This window comes from Cytobacillus sp. FSL R7-0680 (assembly GCF_038009245.1).
GTDB classification, from domain to species: Bacteria; Bacillota; Bacilli; order Bacillales; family Cytobacillaceae; genus Cytobacillus; species Cytobacillus kochii.
In genome coordinates this window covers 2,480,030-2,496,646 of sequence record NZ_JBBPAO010000001.1, presented here as the reverse complement: position 1 = coordinate 2,496,646, position 16,617 = coordinate 2,480,030, and the positions used below count along the sequence as shown (strand labels likewise).

The 16,617-nt window shown below is 37.0% G+C and carries 16 protein-coding genes and 1 riboswitch; of the genes, 8 read left to right on the top strand and 8 right to left on the bottom strand.

Annotated elements, in window-relative coordinates:
- The first annotated feature begins 14 nt into the window (after positions 1–14).
- Together MKY26_RS12345 and ytkD are read left to right on the top strand one after the other, a co-directional pair.
- Positions 15–377, top strand: coding sequence for a hydrolase (locus MKY26_RS12345; RefSeq protein ID WP_095373621.1), 363 nt, complete (start codon positions 15–17; stop codon positions 375–377).
- 113 nt (positions 378–490) lie between these two features.
- Positions 491–964: an RNA deprotection pyrophosphohydrolase gene (ytkD, locus tag MKY26_RS12340; protein ID WP_095372159.1), complete on the top strand. Its 474-nt coding sequence runs from the start codon at positions 491–493 to the stop codon at positions 962–964.
- A gap of 24 nt (positions 965–988) precedes the next feature.
- Here the strand turns inward: ytkD and MKY26_RS12335 are convergent, their stop codons facing one another.
- The 3 genes from MKY26_RS12335 to MKY26_RS12325 all read right to left on the bottom strand — a co-directional run bounded on the left by MKY26_RS12335 (position 989) and on the right by MKY26_RS12325 (position 3,620).
- Complete coding sequence (locus MKY26_RS12335) at positions 989–1,795, bottom strand: ABC transporter permease (protein WP_224938834.1); 807 nt, start codon at positions 1,793–1,795, stop codon at positions 989–991.
- On the bottom strand, positions 1,761–2,552 hold the full coding sequence (locus MKY26_RS12330; protein ID WP_095372161.1) for an ABC transporter ATP-binding protein: 792 nt from the start codon (positions 2,550–2,552) through the stop codon (positions 1,761–1,763). The genes MKY26_RS12335 and MKY26_RS12330 overlap by 35 nt, the downstream gene beginning before the upstream one ends.
- A 69-nt stretch (positions 2,553–2,621) precedes the next feature.
- A complete protein-coding gene (locus tag MKY26_RS12325) occupies positions 2,622–3,620 on the bottom strand; it encodes an ABC transporter substrate-binding protein (protein WP_328198827.1) in 999 nt (332 codons plus the stop codon).
- A 119-nt stretch (positions 3,621–3,739) separates the two neighbouring features.
- On the opposite strand from MKY26_RS12325, the gene MKY26_RS12320 reads away from it, so the two are divergent.
- Positions 3,740–4,504 (top strand): alpha/beta hydrolase family protein, encoded by a 765-nt coding sequence (locus MKY26_RS12320; RefSeq protein WP_095373622.1) that lies wholly within the window; start codon positions 3,740–3,742, stop codon positions 4,502–4,504.
- A gap of 69 nt (positions 4,505–4,573) precedes the next feature.
- Complete coding sequence (locus MKY26_RS12315) at positions 4,574–4,816, top strand: DUF2584 domain-containing protein (RefSeq protein WP_095372163.1); 243 nt, start codon at positions 4,574–4,576, stop codon at positions 4,814–4,816.
- Positions 4,817–5,198: 382 nt separating this feature from the next.
- On the opposite strand, the gene pckA is transcribed toward MKY26_RS12315, so the two are convergent.
- The gene (gene pckA, locus MKY26_RS12310; RefSeq protein ID WP_095372164.1) at positions 5,199–6,782 is read right to left on the bottom strand and encodes a phosphoenolpyruvate carboxykinase (ATP); all 1,584 of its coding nucleotides are present in this window, start codon (positions 6,780–6,782) and stop codon (positions 5,199–5,201) included.
- 387 nt (positions 6,783–7,169) lie between these two features.
- Positions 7,170–7,295: riboswitch (SAM riboswitch) on the top strand.
- A 300-nt stretch (positions 7,296–7,595) separates the two neighbouring features.
- On the opposite strand from pckA, the gene metK reads away from it, so the two are divergent.
- Both metK and asnB read left to right on the top strand, forming a co-directional pair.
- Positions 7,596–8,795, top strand: a complete 1,200-nt coding sequence (gene metK, locus MKY26_RS12305; protein ID WP_095372165.1) for a methionine adenosyltransferase — start codon at positions 7,596–7,598, stop codon at positions 8,793–8,795.
- A 462-nt stretch (positions 8,796–9,257) separates the two neighbouring features.
- Positions 9,258–11,150, top strand: coding sequence for an asparagine synthase (glutamine-hydrolyzing) (gene asnB, locus MKY26_RS12300; RefSeq protein ID WP_341097728.1), 1,893 nt, complete (start codon positions 9,258–9,260; stop codon positions 11,148–11,150).
- A 94-nt stretch (positions 11,151–11,244) separates the two neighbouring features.
- On the opposite strand, the gene MKY26_RS12295 is transcribed toward asnB, so the two are convergent.
- Both MKY26_RS12295 and MKY26_RS12290 read right to left on the bottom strand, forming a co-directional pair.
- Positions 11,245–12,063 carry a C39 family peptidase gene (locus tag MKY26_RS12295; RefSeq protein WP_233435206.1) on the bottom strand — a complete coding sequence of 273 codons (819 nt, stop codon included), beginning with the start codon at positions 12,061–12,063 and terminating at the stop codon, positions 11,245–11,247.
- A 64-nt stretch (positions 12,064–12,127) separates the two neighbouring features.
- Entirely contained in the window at positions 12,128–12,649 is a 522-nt protein-coding gene (locus MKY26_RS12290; RefSeq protein WP_095372167.1) for a gamma carbonic anhydrase, read from the bottom strand.
- Positions 12,650–12,830: 181 nt separating this feature from the next.
- Between MKY26_RS12290 and MKY26_RS12285 the strand changes: the two genes are divergently transcribed.
- On the top strand, positions 12,831–13,634 hold the full coding sequence (locus tag MKY26_RS12285) for an alpha/beta hydrolase (protein WP_095372168.1): 804 nt from the start codon (positions 12,831–12,833) through the stop codon (positions 13,632–13,634).
- 24 nt (positions 13,635–13,658) lie between these two features.
- Positions 13,659–14,744, top strand: a complete 1,086-nt coding sequence (locus tag MKY26_RS12280) for a tetraprenyl-beta-curcumene synthase family protein (RefSeq protein WP_307316662.1) — start codon at positions 13,659–13,661, stop codon at positions 14,742–14,744.
- 330 nt (positions 14,745–15,074) lie between these two features.
- Here the strand turns inward: MKY26_RS12280 and MKY26_RS12275 are convergent, their stop codons facing one another.
- Positions 15,075–15,647 carry a class I SAM-dependent methyltransferase gene (locus tag MKY26_RS12275; RefSeq protein ID WP_095372170.1) on the bottom strand — a complete coding sequence of 191 codons (573 nt, stop codon included), beginning with the start codon at positions 15,645–15,647 and terminating at the stop codon, positions 15,075–15,077.
- Positions 15,644–16,612: a TIGR01212 family radical SAM protein gene (locus tag MKY26_RS12270; protein ID WP_095372171.1), complete on the bottom strand. Its 969-nt coding sequence runs from the start codon at positions 16,610–16,612 to the stop codon at positions 15,644–15,646. Before MKY26_RS12270 ends, MKY26_RS12275 begins: the two co-directional genes overlap by 4 nt.
- Between the last annotated feature and the right edge of the window lie 5 nt (positions 16,613–16,617).

Here is a 16,617-nt window from a genome sequence, read left to right as displayed (position 1 = left end):
TAAATTCATTCATAATGAGGGAAACAAATAATAAGAAGAAAGGGGCTGAAAGTGTGGATCAGAAGAAAACTTATTATATTACGGTGAATGATGGTGAAATCTCACAAAGTTCTACTTCCTCATCATGGAATTTTAAAATAGAGGCAACTGATGATGAAATTATCGAATTGAGAGAGTTGTTTGATCAAAATTACTCAACAGAATGGGAAGGTTTTTTCCGGGCTCATGTTCCTTATTTACAGTATCATTTCGACAGGCAAAATGATAAGTATGATGATGGTTTGACGCAAATATATAGCGCCATTTATCGATTAGGCGATGAAGAAGCTAAAAATCATATTGTCAATATGGGGATTCTTCCCCCTGAACAACAATAAAACTGTGCTCTAAACACCGTTATAAATATTGACGGTGTTTTCACCTTTTCCTGTACGTTACGTTTCTTTCCAAGTAAAATATACCAATAAGTATATGTAAAGTGGGAGATTAAATGGAATATTTTATCGATCAAAACGGGAATCGTGTAGCACTCTCATTTAATGAAGAAGGATTTGAAATGGAGCCGCGTCATGTGTTGGTGTTATGTAAAAAAGGCGATGACTGGTTATTAACGAACCATAAAGAAAGAGGGTGGGAGTTTCCAGGTGGAAAGGCGGAGGAAGGAGAAGATATATATACAGCTGCAAAGAGAGAAGTAAAGGAAGAAACCGGAGCAGTCTTGTCTTCTATTGAACATATTGGTACATATCAAGTAATGGAAAAACATCGTTCCTTTATAAAGGCTATCATGTTTGCAGAGGTTGATTATTTACAAAAAGTAGACCATTATTTCGAAACGGATGGTCCAAAATGGGTAGCGATTAATCAGCTCATGAGGGAGATTCATCAACCCAATTATAGTTTTATAATGAAAGATCGTGTAGTAGAGAGAAGTGTAGCTTATCTACAAAATCGCTTGAAATAAAGGGCTGCACGCTCATGCAAGCCCTTAGTTGTTTTTTATTAATTTCTTCTCTAAAAATTCTACTGCTTGATACATAATGGTAGCTAATACAGCTATGACAAGCAGAGAGAGCATAACTAAAGTAAAGTTAAATACTTGGAATCCGTAAATAATCATATAACCTAATCCTTTAGAGGCGACGAGAAACTCCCCGACGATCACCCCGACCCAAGATAAGCCGACATTGACTTTAAGTGTGGAAATAATTACAGGAAAGGATGACGGAAGAATGGCTTCCTTAAATATTTGGAAGCGGGTTCCACCAAAGGTTTGAAGCACTTTTATATAATTTGGATCTACCTCTCTAAAAGATGTATAAACGACGATGGTTGTGATAATAACGGAAATAATCGTTCCCATTGCTACAATCGACGTGAAGCTAGGTCCAAGAGCGACAATTAAAATCGGTCCTAAAGCCACTTTCGGCATACTGTTTAAAATGACGAGATAAGGATCTAGAATCTTAGAGAGAAACGGTGACCACCATAGAATCGCCGCCAATATCGTTCCCAATAATGTCCCTAAAATAAAACCGAGTATGGTTTCTGATAAAGTAAAACCTAAATCAAAAAACAGCGTACCATCTTGAACTTTAATTAAAAAGAGCTCCCATACTTTTGAAGGTGAACTGAAAATGAGAGGATCAATCCACTTGTTTCTACTGGCAATCTCCCAGCCTGAGAAGAAAATAAGAAAAATAACGAGTTGATAAAATCGTACCCAATACTTTTCTTTCTTAAGGGAGCGGATATACGCATTATGGAGTGCTTTTGTGTGACTCTTGTGATCCAAGGGACTCCATCTCCTTCCAAATCGTTTGAAAAATTTCTGCATTCATTGGGTGGTTTCTTGTATCGAATGGAGAGCATTCTCTTAATTCTTCAGGTATTTCAAATACTTTATGAATCTTACCAGGGCTTGGTGCGAATAAATAGATGCGATCGCTCATCGCAATTGCTTCGCCGATATCATGTGTCACAAGAATAGCTGTTTTTCCAAATGATTTTAATGTGTCAGATACAAGATTTTCTAAATGCAATTTTGTTTGATAATCGAGAGCGGAAAATGGTTCATCTAACATGAGAAGTTTAGGTTCGGTTGCCAGCGTCCTTACAAGTGCTACCCTTTGTCGCATGCCGCCTGATAATTGTTTTGGATACAATGACTCGACATCTGATAAGCCCATTTGTAATAATAAATCTTTTGCATAAGCTTTTCTTTCTTCATCTAAGTGATGATTGATCTTTAGACCCAAAAGAATATTTTCCTCAATGGTTTTCCAAGGGAATAGATAATCTTGTTGCAACATATATCCAATTTCACTTTTCAATGTAGCTACTTGTTTTCCTTCTAATTCTACACGGCCCTCCGTTGGTTGGAAAAGACCAGCAATGATAGATAACAAGGTTGTTTTGCCACATCCGCTCGGTCCTAAAAATGAAATGAATTCTCCTTCATTCACTTGAAGTGAGATATTAGAGAGAGCCGTCACTGCATTTGATTTCGTAAAGTAAGTATGATGAATATCTTGCACTTTTAAGAATGTCATCTTGCAGTCTCCTCTTTTTTTTTCTGGATGGTTGAGCGAACAGAATCATTCTATCCGCTCCACATAGTACTATTCTTTAATCACTTTCTCAGCAATGGATGTGTTGACAAGAGTTTCATAATCCACTCGAGCAGGCAGTTCACCTGCTTCATCCATAATATTTTGCAAGTTCTCCCATTCTTCTTTTTCTAAAATAGGATCGGTCGCAAAGGACCCTTGACTTTTATAACGATCAATTGACATGGTTAAAATTTCTAAATCTGTATTATCAAAGTATTTTGTAATGATTTTAGCTGTTTCTTCTGCTGAATGTTCATCTACCCATTGTTGCGCTTTATAGATGGCACGTGTAAATTTCTCTACTGTTTCTTCGTTACCATTGATGAAGCTATCCTTTGTCATATATGCTGTATAAGGAAGATGGCCAGATTCTTCACCGAAGGAAGCGACGATATGTCCAATGCCTTCTTTTTCAAACACACTCGCAGTCGGTTCGAATAATTGTACAAACTCACCAGTACCAGATGAAAAGGCAGGAGCGATATTGGCAAAATCAATATTTTGAATTAGCTCTAAGTCAGCATGTGGATCAATATCATGTTTTTTTAACGTATACTCACCAGCCATTTGCGGCATGCCACCTTTTCTTTGCCCGAGGAAGGTACTCTTCTTTACCATATCCCAAGTGAAATCTTGGATATCTTCCCTTGCAACAAGGAAGGTGCCATCTGTTTGCGTCAGTTGGGCAAAATTTATGACAGGATCATTTGCTCCTTGCGCCTGAACATAAATGGATGTTTCAGAGCCAACAAGAGCAATATCAATACTATCGGATAATAGCGCAGTCATCGTTTTATCGCCGCCGGCAGTGGTGGTTAACGTAACATCCAAACCTTCCTCTTTAAAAAAACCTTTTTCAATTGCAACATATTGGGGAGCATAAAAAAGAGATCTTGTGACCTCACCGATACGTATTTTTGTCACATCCTCTTTTCCACAAGCTGCAAGAGGAATGAGTAGAACAGAAATACAGAGAAGCATGAAGCTCCATTTAAGCCATTTTTTCATTTGAGAACCTCCTCATTCAATGTTTCTTAGATTTTTGCATCTAAACTATCTTATGAGGGTGACAAATTTGTGTGATTGCCCATGTGAAATTTTTACTATATGTAAAGGAGGGAAAAGCATTGATAATCGATAAATGGCGGTTTCCATCTCCGCATCCTCAAGTGAAATTATCAATCATTACATACTTATCTAATGATCTAAAAATCAAAGGTCTATTAGCTGAACCAGAAAATAAAAACGTATCAGAAGGTTTTCTATATTTAAGAGGTGGGATTAAGAACGTCGGTAAAGTGCGCCCTAGTCGGATTGTACAGTTTGCCCTCCAAGGTTTCATTGTATTTGCGCCTTTTTATCAGGGCAATCAAGGAGGGGAGGGAAATGAAGATTTTGCAGGTGATGATCGTTATGACGCTTTTTCAGCTTTTCAACTTTTAGCAGAACACCCTCGGGTTAAAAGGGTACATGTCTTTGGGTTTTCTAGAGGAGGTGTAATGGCGTTATTAACAGCCTTACATATGCCTAAAGCGGCTTCAGTTGTTACGTGGGGTGGTGTTAGCGATATGTTCCTCACATATGAAGAAAGAGTGGACTTGCGTAAAATGATGAAACGAGTCATCGGTGGAACGCCTCATAAATACCCAGAAAGATATGAATATCGCACACCATTATATGAACTTAATCAACTGCAAGCAAATGTATTAATTATTCATGGTGTCTTAGATCATAATGTTTCTGTCGAGCATGCCTTCCGCTTAGAGAAGCGATTAAAAGAGTTAGGTAAACCTGTAGATACATGGTATTTCAAAGAATATACGCATTATTTTCCGCCAGCTATTAATAGACAAATTGTCCGTGATCTTGGGCGGTGGATGAAAGAACAATAAGCTTTATTGTATAGAGATTGTAAGATACAATAGTAATATAAAACTCGATGAACAAGGAGCAAAACAATTATGGGTATGCCTTTAGAATTAAATACAATGATCGTTACGAAAGGAAGAGAAGAGAGGCTAAATGAAAACCTTTTTACATTAACAAAAGAAGGATACCGCCTCTACCCACTAAATATTCCACTTGAAGTAAAGAAAACAAGAGACGGTGAAATCAGTGGAATGGGAAGCATCCAAAAGTTAGAAATGGAAAATGATTGTACGAAAATCTTTTATCAACTGATTTCGCTAAAAACTACAAATTAAAAATTGGCCCGACTGCTTTTGCAGTGTTGGGCTTATTTTGTATACAAATGTCTATTGAAACTTTGCATGAATATAAGTATTTATTTATCGGTGTCCATCAACAAAAGATCATCGTTTCTTAAGTTAGCAGCTAATTTGTAGACTCATAAAGGGCGAATATTGGATACATAGGAAAGATAGTGAGTGGTGGCTATATGAAACAAGCCGTCGATTGCAACTTGGTGAGATTAGCTAATCGATTGACTTAAGTTAATCGCACTTATTAGAAATCGAAGCCGGTTGAACCGGTATTTTGACCCTCAAAAATAAACAGTGAGTGATGAGTGAAGTGAAATTATTGAAACAAAAAACCTTCGAGTCGGATGCTCGAAGGTTTTTTTAATTAAGCGATAGGACCGCCTTTTTCAGCGATTTCACTAGAGATATTACCGAATTTCTTGAAGTTTTCACGGAATTCATTAGCAAGTTCTTTTGCTTTTACATTATATGCATCTTGGTCTGGCCAAGTTTTGTTAGGCAATAGTACTTCATCTGGAACACCAGTTACATGTTGAGGAATTTCTAAACCGAATACTTGGTCAGTTACTGTCTCAACAGAATTTAGTTCGCCTTCTAGAGCAGCTTCAACCATTGCTCGTGTATAAGCAAGCTTCATACGGCTTCCTACACCATATTCTCCACCAGTCCAACCAGTGTTTACTAGGAATACTTTCGCGTTATGCTCGTCAATTTTTTTACCAAGCATTTCTGCATACTGTTGAGCTGGTAATGGTAAGAATGGTGATCCAAAACAAGTGGAGAAAGTCGCTTGTGGTGAAGTAATACCACGCTCAGTACCAGCCAGCTTAGAAGTGTATCCACTTAGGAAGTGATACATTGCTTGTTCTTTATTCAATTTAGAGATTGGAGGTAATACACCAGAAGCATCAGCTGTTAAGAAGATAATAGTATTCGGGTGACCTGCAATACTCGGGTCAACAATATTGTCAATTGCTTGTAATTGGTAAGCCGCACGCGTGTTTTCCGTTAGCGTATTGTCCGCATAATCTGCTACGCGTGTTTCTTTGTCTAATACAACATTCTCAAGTACAGCGCCAAAACGGATGGCATCGAAAATTTGTGGTTCTTTTTCACGTGTAAGGTCGATACACTTCGCATAGCAGCCACCTTCAATGTTGAATACTCCATTTGGAGACCAGCCATGCTCATCATCACCGATTAAACGACGGTTGGGATCAGCTGATAATGTTGTTTTACCAGTTCCGGAAAGGCCAAAGAATAAAGCAACATCACCTTCGCGGCCAACATTGGCTGAACAGTGCATAGGGAGAATTCCATTTTCAGGAAGCATGTAGTTCATAACAGAGAAAATAGATTTTTTCATCTCACCAGCATACTCAGTACCACCAATAAGTACAATACGGCGTTCGAATGAAACGATGATAAAAGTTTCTGAAGCTGTACCGTCAACTGCTGGGTCTGCTTTGAAATTAGGTGCTGAAATAACTGTAAATTCAGATTCGTGATCTAATAAATCTTCTTCTGTAGGACGAATAAACAATTGGTGTGCAAAAAGGTTATGCCAAGCATATTCATTAATTACTTGGATTGGCATACGGTGTTTTTTATCCGCACCAGCAAATCCTTTGAATACGAAAACTTCTTCTTTCTCTTTTAAGAAAGCAATCACCTTGTTGTATAAGTTATTGAAGACTGCTTCAGAAATTGGTTGGTTCACACTTCCCCAGTCAATTTTATCTTTAGAGCTTGCTTCTTCAACAGTATATTTGTCTTTAGGTGAACGACCTGTATACTTACCTGTTGTCGCGCGAATTGCACCGGTAGATGTAAGAACACCTTCGTTTCTGTTTAATACTTTTTCAACTAGTTGCGGCACAGATAATTGAACTTGGATGTTTTCGCCTTTTAGTAAATCATTTAACTCAGTTATCGATACAGAATTCATCTGATGAATACCTTCCTTTATATAATATTATTTAAGAGATATGCATCTCAGTCGCTATTTGTGATTATTTCTTCAAAAATAGTATAACACATTTATTCATTCAGTCTATACTATATAAATCATTTTTATATAATTAATGAAATTGTCACAAATACAGGCAGTATTCATTATAAATAGCTTTTGCAAATTTAAAAAGGATAATCAGCAAATTTAATGTAATTTTTATATATATTAAGGAAAAAGAACGGTATGATCTTAACTAAAATTATCCGTTATCAAAACTAAAGTTTATAGAGTCGGATATGACAATTTTTACATTGAATTGTTAATGAAAAACATTTGACTATATTCCATGTGTAAGTTATGATGAATCCTTGAACGGATACTCTCTTATCCCGAGCTGGTGGAGGGACAGGCCCTATGAAACCCAGCAACCTGCCAACTACATTTTCATGAGCAAAGGTGCTAACCTGATGCAAGGATTTATTACTCACTATCCTTGAACGATAAGAGTGAAAGGCGCGAATCATTTTGCTTCAACCTTTTCACTAAATCAGAGAAGAGGTTTTTTTTCATGCTTTTTAACATGATGTTGGCGAATACGAGGAGCGGCTTTTGGAATGTACTATTTATGTATGGGAAAAAGACCAACCATTTTATTCTCAATATTCCAAGTTAGCGCATAGGTTATTAAGGGTATGAGATAAACATTGGCCCATAAATAATGAAGATTCAAATAAGGGAATGAGTTCCGTATCAAAAATAAAGACTATAATAAAGTCTTATTGATTCGATAAATAAGGAGGAAGTCAGATGTCAACAAAACGTAGATTGTTTACTTCTGAATCAGTAACTGAAGGTCATCCGGATAAGATCAGTGACCAAATATCTGATGCAATATTAGATGCTATTTTATCACAGGACCCAAATGCGAGGGTTGCTGCGGAAACGTCTGTTACTACAGGTCTTGTATTGGTTGCAGGAGAAATCACTACATCCACATATGTAGATATTCCAAAAATCGTTCGTGAAACCATTAAGGAAATTGGTTATACACGTGCAAAATATGGCTTTGACTCTGAAACATGTGCTGTATTAACTTCTATTGATGAACAGTCAGCTGATATTGCTATGGGTGTAGACCAAGCATTAGAAGCGCGTGAAGGACAGATGACTGATGCAGAAATTGAAGCCATTGGTGCTGGAGATCAAGGTTTAATGTTTGGCTTTGCATGTAATGAAACAAAAGAGCTTATGCCATTACCTATTTCATTAGCTCATAAACTTTCTCGCCGTTTAGCTGAAGTAAGAAAAGAGGAAATCTTACCTTACCTTCGCCCAGATGGTAAAACACAAGTAACAGTAGAATATGATGAAAACAACAAACCTGTACGTATTGATACAATTGTTATCTCTACGCAGCACCATCCAGAAATTAGTTTAGAGCAAATTCAACGCAATTTAAAAGAGCATGTAATTAACCCAGTTGTTCCTACTGAATTAATTGATGAAAACACAAAATACTTCATCAACCCAACAGGTCGCTTCGTTATTGGTGGACCTCAAGGTGATGCTGGCTTAACTGGTAGAAAAATTATCGTTGACACATACGGCGGTTATGCACGTCACGGTGGTGGTGCATTCTCTGGTAAGGATGCAACGAAAGTTGACCGTTCAGCTGCTTACGCAGCTCGCTATGTGGCAAAGAATATCGTTGCTGCTGGACTAGCTGACAAAGCGGAAGTACAATTAGCATATGCAATTGGTGTTGCTCAGCCGGTATCCATCAGTATTGATACATTTGGAACTGGAGTAGTATCTGAGGATGTTTTAGTTGAAGTTGTTAGAAACAATTTTGACCTCCGTCCTGCTGGCATTATCAAAATGCTTGATTTACGCCGTCCGATTTACAAGCAAACAGCCGCTTATGGACATTTTGGTCGTACAGATATTGATTTACCTTGGGAGCGCACAGATAAAGCGGAAGAATTGCGTAAGGAAGCTTTAAAATAAATTAGAAAATTATGGCTGTAGAAAACTCCTTTAATGAGTTTTCTACAGTTTTTTTATGTGGAAAAGGGGCTATCGTTAAATTTTAATAAACGTACAATTGAGCCAAAGCGATTAGCTCGTACATCAAGAAGTGGAATAGCCAAAGATAGAAGAGTAAAAGTCGTTTTTTTAGATATTACAGTAGCAAATAAATATAATATTTTAAGCCCCCTAATAATGGACAAAAACCCTTAAGGAAACGATTTCATATAAAATTAAAATAATTGTCATCTTTTCGTCTTAAATTGAGGGTAAAGAATAAACATCCTTAAGTATATGAAGAAGTAAACATGAACATACTGCCTAGCATAAATCATTCCATTTTTTTTTCGAAAGGTGAAACTTTTTAAAATAACTTATCGTCTATACAAGGTATGGGAAAAAATACAAACTAGATGAAATAAAAAGTAGGTGACGTACATAATGTGTGGTTTTATTGGTTGTATACATGATCAAGCACAAAAAGTACAAGAAGCAGATAAGCAATTTGAGAATATGAATAACATTATTACTCATCGTGGACCAGATGATTCAGGATATTATCGTGCAGACCATATCCAATTTGGCTTCCGTCGATTAAGTATTATAGACATTGAAAGTGGTCATCAACCACTGACTTATGACAATGGTAAATACTGGATTATTTTTAATGGAGAAGTTTATAACTATGTTGAACTACGTGAGGAATTAATCAATAAAGGACTAACTTTTGAAACTAATTCGGATACTGAAGTGATTATTGCTTTGTACAGTTATTACAAGGAGAAGGCGGCAGAAAAGCTGAGAGGTATGTTTTCCTTCGTTATTTGGGATAAAGAAAAGCAAGAAGTTTTTGGAGCGAGAGATCCTTTTGGAATCAAACCATTCTATTATTTTGAAGATGGTGAAACCACTTATTTTGCCTCTGAAAAGAAAAGTATTCTGTTGGCATTAAAAAACGATGTCATTAATTATGATGCTTTGCAGTATTATATGACTTATCAATTTGTACCTGAACCGATGACAATGTCGGTGGGTATAAAGAAACTTGAGCCAGGTCATTATTTCAAGAAGAAAATCGGTGGATCTATGCATATCCAGCGTTATTGGAAAGCACATTTCCAACCTGTACAAAAAGAAGAATCTCAGTTTATTAAAGAGATTCAAGATGTTTTAACTGACTCAGTTAAAATGCATATGCGCAGTGATGTACCCGTAGGTTCGTTTTTATCCGGCGGGATTGATTCTTCTATTATTGCATCCATAGCAAAACAGTTTCACCCTAATATTAAAACGTTTTCAGTAGGTTTTGAAAGAGATGGTTTTAGTGAAGTGGATGTGGCTAAAGAAACAGCTGAAAAACTAGGTGTTGAAAATATAAGCTATATCATCTCTCCAGAAGAATATATGCAAGAAGTTCCAAAAATTATGTGGCACACGGATGATCCATTAGCGGACCCTGCTTGCGTTCCACTTTACTTTGTCGCAAGGGAAGCAAGAAAACATGTAACGGTGGTATTATCAGGCGAAGGTGCTGATGAATTGTTTGGTGGATATAATATATATCGTGAACCACAGGACTTGGAGATTTTTAGTAAAATGCCTTCGGCAGGAAGAAAGTTATTGCGTACCCTTTCTCGAATCATGCCAGAGGGGATGAGGGGTAAGAGCTTTATTGAACGAGGAACGACGCCAATGGAAGAACGCTACATTGGCAATGCGAAAATGTTCTTAGAACATGAAAAAAGAGAATTATTGCAGGTTTATAATGAGAAGAATGATTTTAAAGATATTACCCGTCCATTATATGCTGAAAGTGCAGCCTATGATGCGGTTAATCAAATGCAGTATATTGATATTCATACTTGGATGCGCGGAGATATTCTTTTAAAAGCAGATAAAATGACGATGGCACATTCATTAGAATTGAGGGTACCATTCCTTGATAAAGAGGTCTTTAATGTGGCTTCAACCATCCCAACTCATTTAAAAACGTCTCATCAAACAACGAAATATATCCTTCGTAAGGCAGCGGAAGGTATTGTGCCAGAACATGTGTTGAATCGTAAAAAGTTAGGCTTCCCGGTCCCTATCCGTCATTGGTTAAAAGATGAGATGTATGATTGGGCGAAAACGTTAATTAAAGAAAGTCATACAGATTATTTAATTAATAAAGAGTATGTAGTAAACTTACTTGAAATGCATGCACAAGGAAAAGCAGATTATAGTAGGAAAATCTGGACGGTACTTATGTTTATTGTGTGGCATGATGTGTTTATTGAAAAGAAATATGATTTTGAAAAGCAATTTATTTCAGAAACAACAGCACACCTTTAAGTCAACAACTGTGAAAAAGAATGAAAACCCGAACTGAGTTCGGGTTTTCTTGTTGTTAAAGTAAAAAAATTCTAAATGTCTTAACTGTACTTTACTAATTTAAATAAGTAATTGCCTGCCTGCCCATTTGTTCCCAACCGGCCTGGAACTCTTTGATAGGTGCTTTCTTATTTTTTATATTAGAGAAGGGGTCATTAAAGTATATATATTGTTCATCGTATCCAGTCACTAAAACGGAATGTTCTTTATACGTAATGTCAATTACGCCGCTTGGTGTGTGCCATGTCTGAAAATAAGCATCAGGCAGTTCATTGTATTTCGTATTAATGATCACCCAGACAGGCTTCTCATTAGAGAGATGTGTTTTGATTGACGAAAAGTCATCACCAGTAAAATCATGAATCTTCTCTGGTAAATAGTTTTCTGCCAGCTCTTTAATAGGCGTATGGTAAACACCGAGACCTCGATTGTTAAAAGAGTACATATCGCCAATAAAACCGTCATTGGGGTGACCATAATAAATCTTGCCATCTTTTTTTTCAAAGGTTGCAGGGTTTTTCCTAATTTCTTTAGCTAAAGTCATTTTATCCACAGTTACGCCTGCGTGGTTGAGTAACATCGCAAGGCTTGTAACCTCACATCCGCGAGGGAGTTCTGGAAATTGTGATATGACCGGAATGTCTAATAATACTTGTTGTTTTATTTTTACGATAAATTCTTCATTGTTTGTTCCTTCCGCCCATTTGTTCTCTCGGAAAAGGGCAGCATCAGCGTGTTCCGTTGTTGCTTTCGGAGAAGGAAGAAGGAAGATTAAAATAAGAAGAAGGATAAGCAGTTGTTTAGCACCATTTTTTAGCAGTTTAATAAATAAATAAACTAACAAAATTAATGCCATTCCAATAATAAATTTCAACAATTACACCACCTAAATAATGTCTTCCACTTATTATCGGCGATTGAGCAGAATTTATCAGAAGTTATTGCCTTTCTTTTTTTAGTGCTTTGTAATACTGCCCTTTCTCAGCATATTCTCGTATAATCCGTTCCATATCCTTTTTATCATCGTCATTTAATTCACGCACTACTTTTGCTGGACGACCAAATGCTAAAGTGTTTGGAGGGATGATTTTACCTTGAGGAACAAGACTACCTGCTCCGATAAATGCACCTTCACCAATTTCTGCTCCATCTAAGACGATAGAACCCATGCCAATTAATGCTTTTTTTCTTATTTTACAACTATGTAAGATAACTTGGTGTCCAATTGTTACTTCATCTTCCAGGATGAGTGGGTTATTAGGGCTTTGGTGAAGAACTGAATTGTCTTGTATATTCACTCTTTTTCCAATATAAGTGGGTGCAACATCACCGCGGATGACTGTATTGAACCAAACGCTTGATTCTTCGCCAATTTCTACATCACCCGTAATAGTTGTATAATCAGCAATAAATACATCATCAGCAATTTTGGGTTGTTTGTCATGAAAAGGATAAATCATTGTTATCATAGCTCCTTTTTACCTTAGTCAATTTAAAATGACTGTTTTCTAGCCATTCTGTTCTTTTTTAATATTATATCATGGAGAAATCATGAGAAATCGTGAAGATTTTTAAAAGGTAGGATATAATAAAGGGTAACAAACTTGAACGAAACAGAATTGTTTTTAGGAGGATCAGACGATGTGGAAATGGGAAGCTGAGGGTGAGGCAAAAGGTGTGATTGTGATGGTTCATGGGGCAATGGAACATCACGGCAGGTATGGTTGGTTAATAGAAATGTGGAGAGTATCAGGATTTCACGTTGTTATGGGTGACCTTCCGGGTCAAGGAATGACGACTAGATCACGAAGAGGGCATATTGATTCTTTTCAAGAGTATCTTATTGAAGTAAAGGATTGGATACAAGCTGCTTACACCTTTGATTTACCTGTTTTTCTTTTAGGTCATAGTATGGGTGGTTTAATAACAATACGCTTGTTACAAGAAGAAAGATTAAAGCTTGCGGGCGTCATTCTTTCATCTCCATGTTTAGGGCTTATGAAAAATCCACCAAAGCTACTCGAGCTTGCGTCGTATCCTTTAAATAAAATTGCTCCTACATTGAGAGTCAATTCGGGGTTAACTATTGATATGGCAACAAGGAATGCTGATGTAAGAGAAATGGATGTAAATGACACACTGTATATTACCAAAGTGTCTGTACGATGGTTTCGTGAACTACACCAAACAATCAATTTGGCATTTGAAGATATAAAAAAGGTGCAAGATGTTCCTTTACTGGTTATGCAAGGTGGGGATGACAAAATCGTTAATAAAGTTCCTGTTAAACAATGGTTCAATAAAGCTCCGTTTACTGAGAAACGTTTTAAAGAATGGCCAAAATGCTATCATGAAATCTTTAATGAGCCGGAGAGGGAAGATGTATTTGATTACGCAAAGGATTTTGTAATGAGTAGTTTGCGGTCTATCGGGTATATCGTATAGTAAAGAGTAAAGGGAGTCCATGTAATGAATGTTCCAACAATGCCGATCAGCTTAATGACAAATGCATATAAAAAAGTGATGCCTGCTGTGAATGAGGAGTTAAACAAATGGCGCAAATTGGCGGAATCAATCCCCAATGATGAATTAAAGTCACAAGCACTTTCTAGCATAAAAGATAAAACCTTTCATTGTGAGGGTGGGGCCATCATGTCACTTTTGGCCGTTGATGACTATCGTCAAGTCATAACGTTTATTGTTGCCTATCAAACCATTAGTGATTATTTAGATAATCTATGTGATAGAAGTACATCGATGGACCCTAAAGATTTTACGGCAATACATGAAGCGATGCGTCACTCATTGTTAATCGATGAGCAGTTACCTAAGGTGAATTATTATCGTTATCGGGATGACCAGGAGGATGGTGGCTATCTGTTAGCATTAGTGATGACTTGCCGTAAAGTTTTAGCTTCTATGGAAAATTATTCATTGATCAAAACTTATTTGACAGAGCTTTGTCGTTATTATTGTGATTTGCAAATACATAAACATGTGGCAATTGAGGAAAGAGTTTCTCGCCTGCAAAGTTGGCATAAAGAACATCAAGATATCATCCCACCTATGAGCTGGTATGAATTTTCTGCTTGTTCGGGTTCTACACTCGGTATTTTTTGCTTAGTTGCTTATGCAACGAGAAGGGACTATAAGGAAAGTTACGGGGAGATTATACGTAATGGGTATTTTCCATATATACAAGGTCTGCACATTTTATTAGACTATTACATTGATCAAGAGGAAGATAAGGAAGCAGGAGATTTAAACTTTTGCTTTTATTATGAAGATGAAAAAGAATTATTTGAGCGCATACGTTATTTTGTAAAGTGTGCAGATGAGCATACGGACAAGCTTCCTCATAAACGATTTCACCTTTTAATTAATCGAGGATTATTAGGGTTATACTTATCGGATGAAAAAGTCGGGAGAGGACAACAAATGAAAAAACTAGCAAGAAAGATGATTAAATCTGGTGGATTCTCAAGCCTCTTTTTTTATATTAATGGTCGTGCCTATCGCGCATTAAAAAGTAGGCAGGGGGTTGTGCGTTCATGAATCGCGCGGTTAATAGCTTAAAATCATGTCTAACGATAAAATTTGCAGAATAAAGTTCTCCAGCCCATAAAACTTGTCATCATCGTGGAACATTAGTAAGGGGCTTCTAGCTCAATAAATCGGAATCAATCCAGAAAACAAGAGAAAAGCAGGAACAGGATACTCTAACTCGGAAAAATCTGACTCGCAAGCGGCATCTAGTCAACCATTAAGAAAAGGCTACAAGTAGACTAGGATAACTCAGATTCGATTCAAACAAAAGTAAACGAGAATAAAAAAAACAAGAACAAATTTGTTCTTGTCTGTTCGGGAGTGTTTCTTTGTCTTAACTTACCTTTTCTCAATCGCAACAATAAAAGGTGGACGGTTAGCTTGGTTAATGAATTGATATTGCAAAATATGAGCAGTATTTTGATCAATGGTTTTCAAGTAACGCAAAATATAGTCACGCTCAACAGCACCTTCTGGATGGCCGTGATAAATCACCAAAATAATGATGCCTTCAGGTGCCATCATATCAATTAACTGTTCAATCGCGGAAATGGTTGTTCTCGGTCTTGTGACAATCGTTTTGTCTCCACCAGGTAAGTACCCGAGATTAAAAACAGCGCCAGTGATACGGCCGAAATGGATTGGTGGAATGCAAGCAGTCACATGCTCATGACCACGATTGAATAGAACAGTACGATTAGAAAGTTCATGTTCATCAAGTTTTATTTGGGTAGACTGTATGGCTTCATCTTGGATATCGAATCCATATACTCTGCCATGTTCGCCAACGAGCTGAGCTAAAAATAATGTGTCATGTCCATTTCCAAGTGTAGCATCAACCACGACGTCTCCTGGTGCAATTGCTTTCTGTAGTAGTTCTCTCGCAAATGGTAGAATACGTTCTAGCTTCAAGAGCTCACCTCCTCGGTAAATGGTTGATAATATTTACCTTGCCAGCTATCTCTTTGCTTCAGTTCATGATCAATGCCATTTAGCACATCCCATTTATTCACACTCCACATAGGACCAATCATAAGGTCGATGGGACCATCGCCAGTGATGCGATGAACAATCATCTCTTTAGGTAAAATCTCTAATTGGTCACAAACTAACTGAATGTATTCATCTCGGCTAAGGAATGAAACCATTCCCTTTTCATATTGCTTAACCATCGGTGTTCCTTTTAATAGATGTAATAAGTGTATTTTAATTCCTTGTACATCTAATTTTGCAACCTCTTGTGCTGTTTCCATCATCATTTCAGGTGACTCTTCAGGTAAACCATTAATGATATGAGAACAGACACGTATATCATGTTGACGAAGTTTCTTTACTCCTTCTTTATAGCAATCATAATCATGTGCACGATTAATTAATTGGGCTGTTTTTTCATGAACGGTTTGTAGGCCTAATTCAACCCATAAGTATGTTCTTTTATTAAGGTCAGCTAAATAATCTATGACATCATCTGGTAAACAATCAGGCCTTGTGGCAATAGATAAGCCAACAACCCCTTCTTGTTTTAAAACAAATTCATACTTTTCTTTTAGTACTTCAACAGGTGCATGGGTATTTGTGAATGCCTGAAAATAGGCGATGTATTTTCCGTTTTTCCATTTCTTATGCATACTATCCTTGATTTTAATAAATTGTACGTCTAATGGTTCTGCACGATTACCGGCAAAATCACCTGATCCTGCTGCGCTGCAAAATGTACAGCCACCATGAGCGACAGTACCATCCCGATTAGGACAATCGAAGCCTCCATCCAAAGCAACTTTAAAGACCTTGTGCCCGAAATGTTTTTTTAAATGAAAGTTCCATGTATGATAACGTTTTTGATCATTTGTATATGGAAATTGAGTCAGTAAATCCAAAGTCA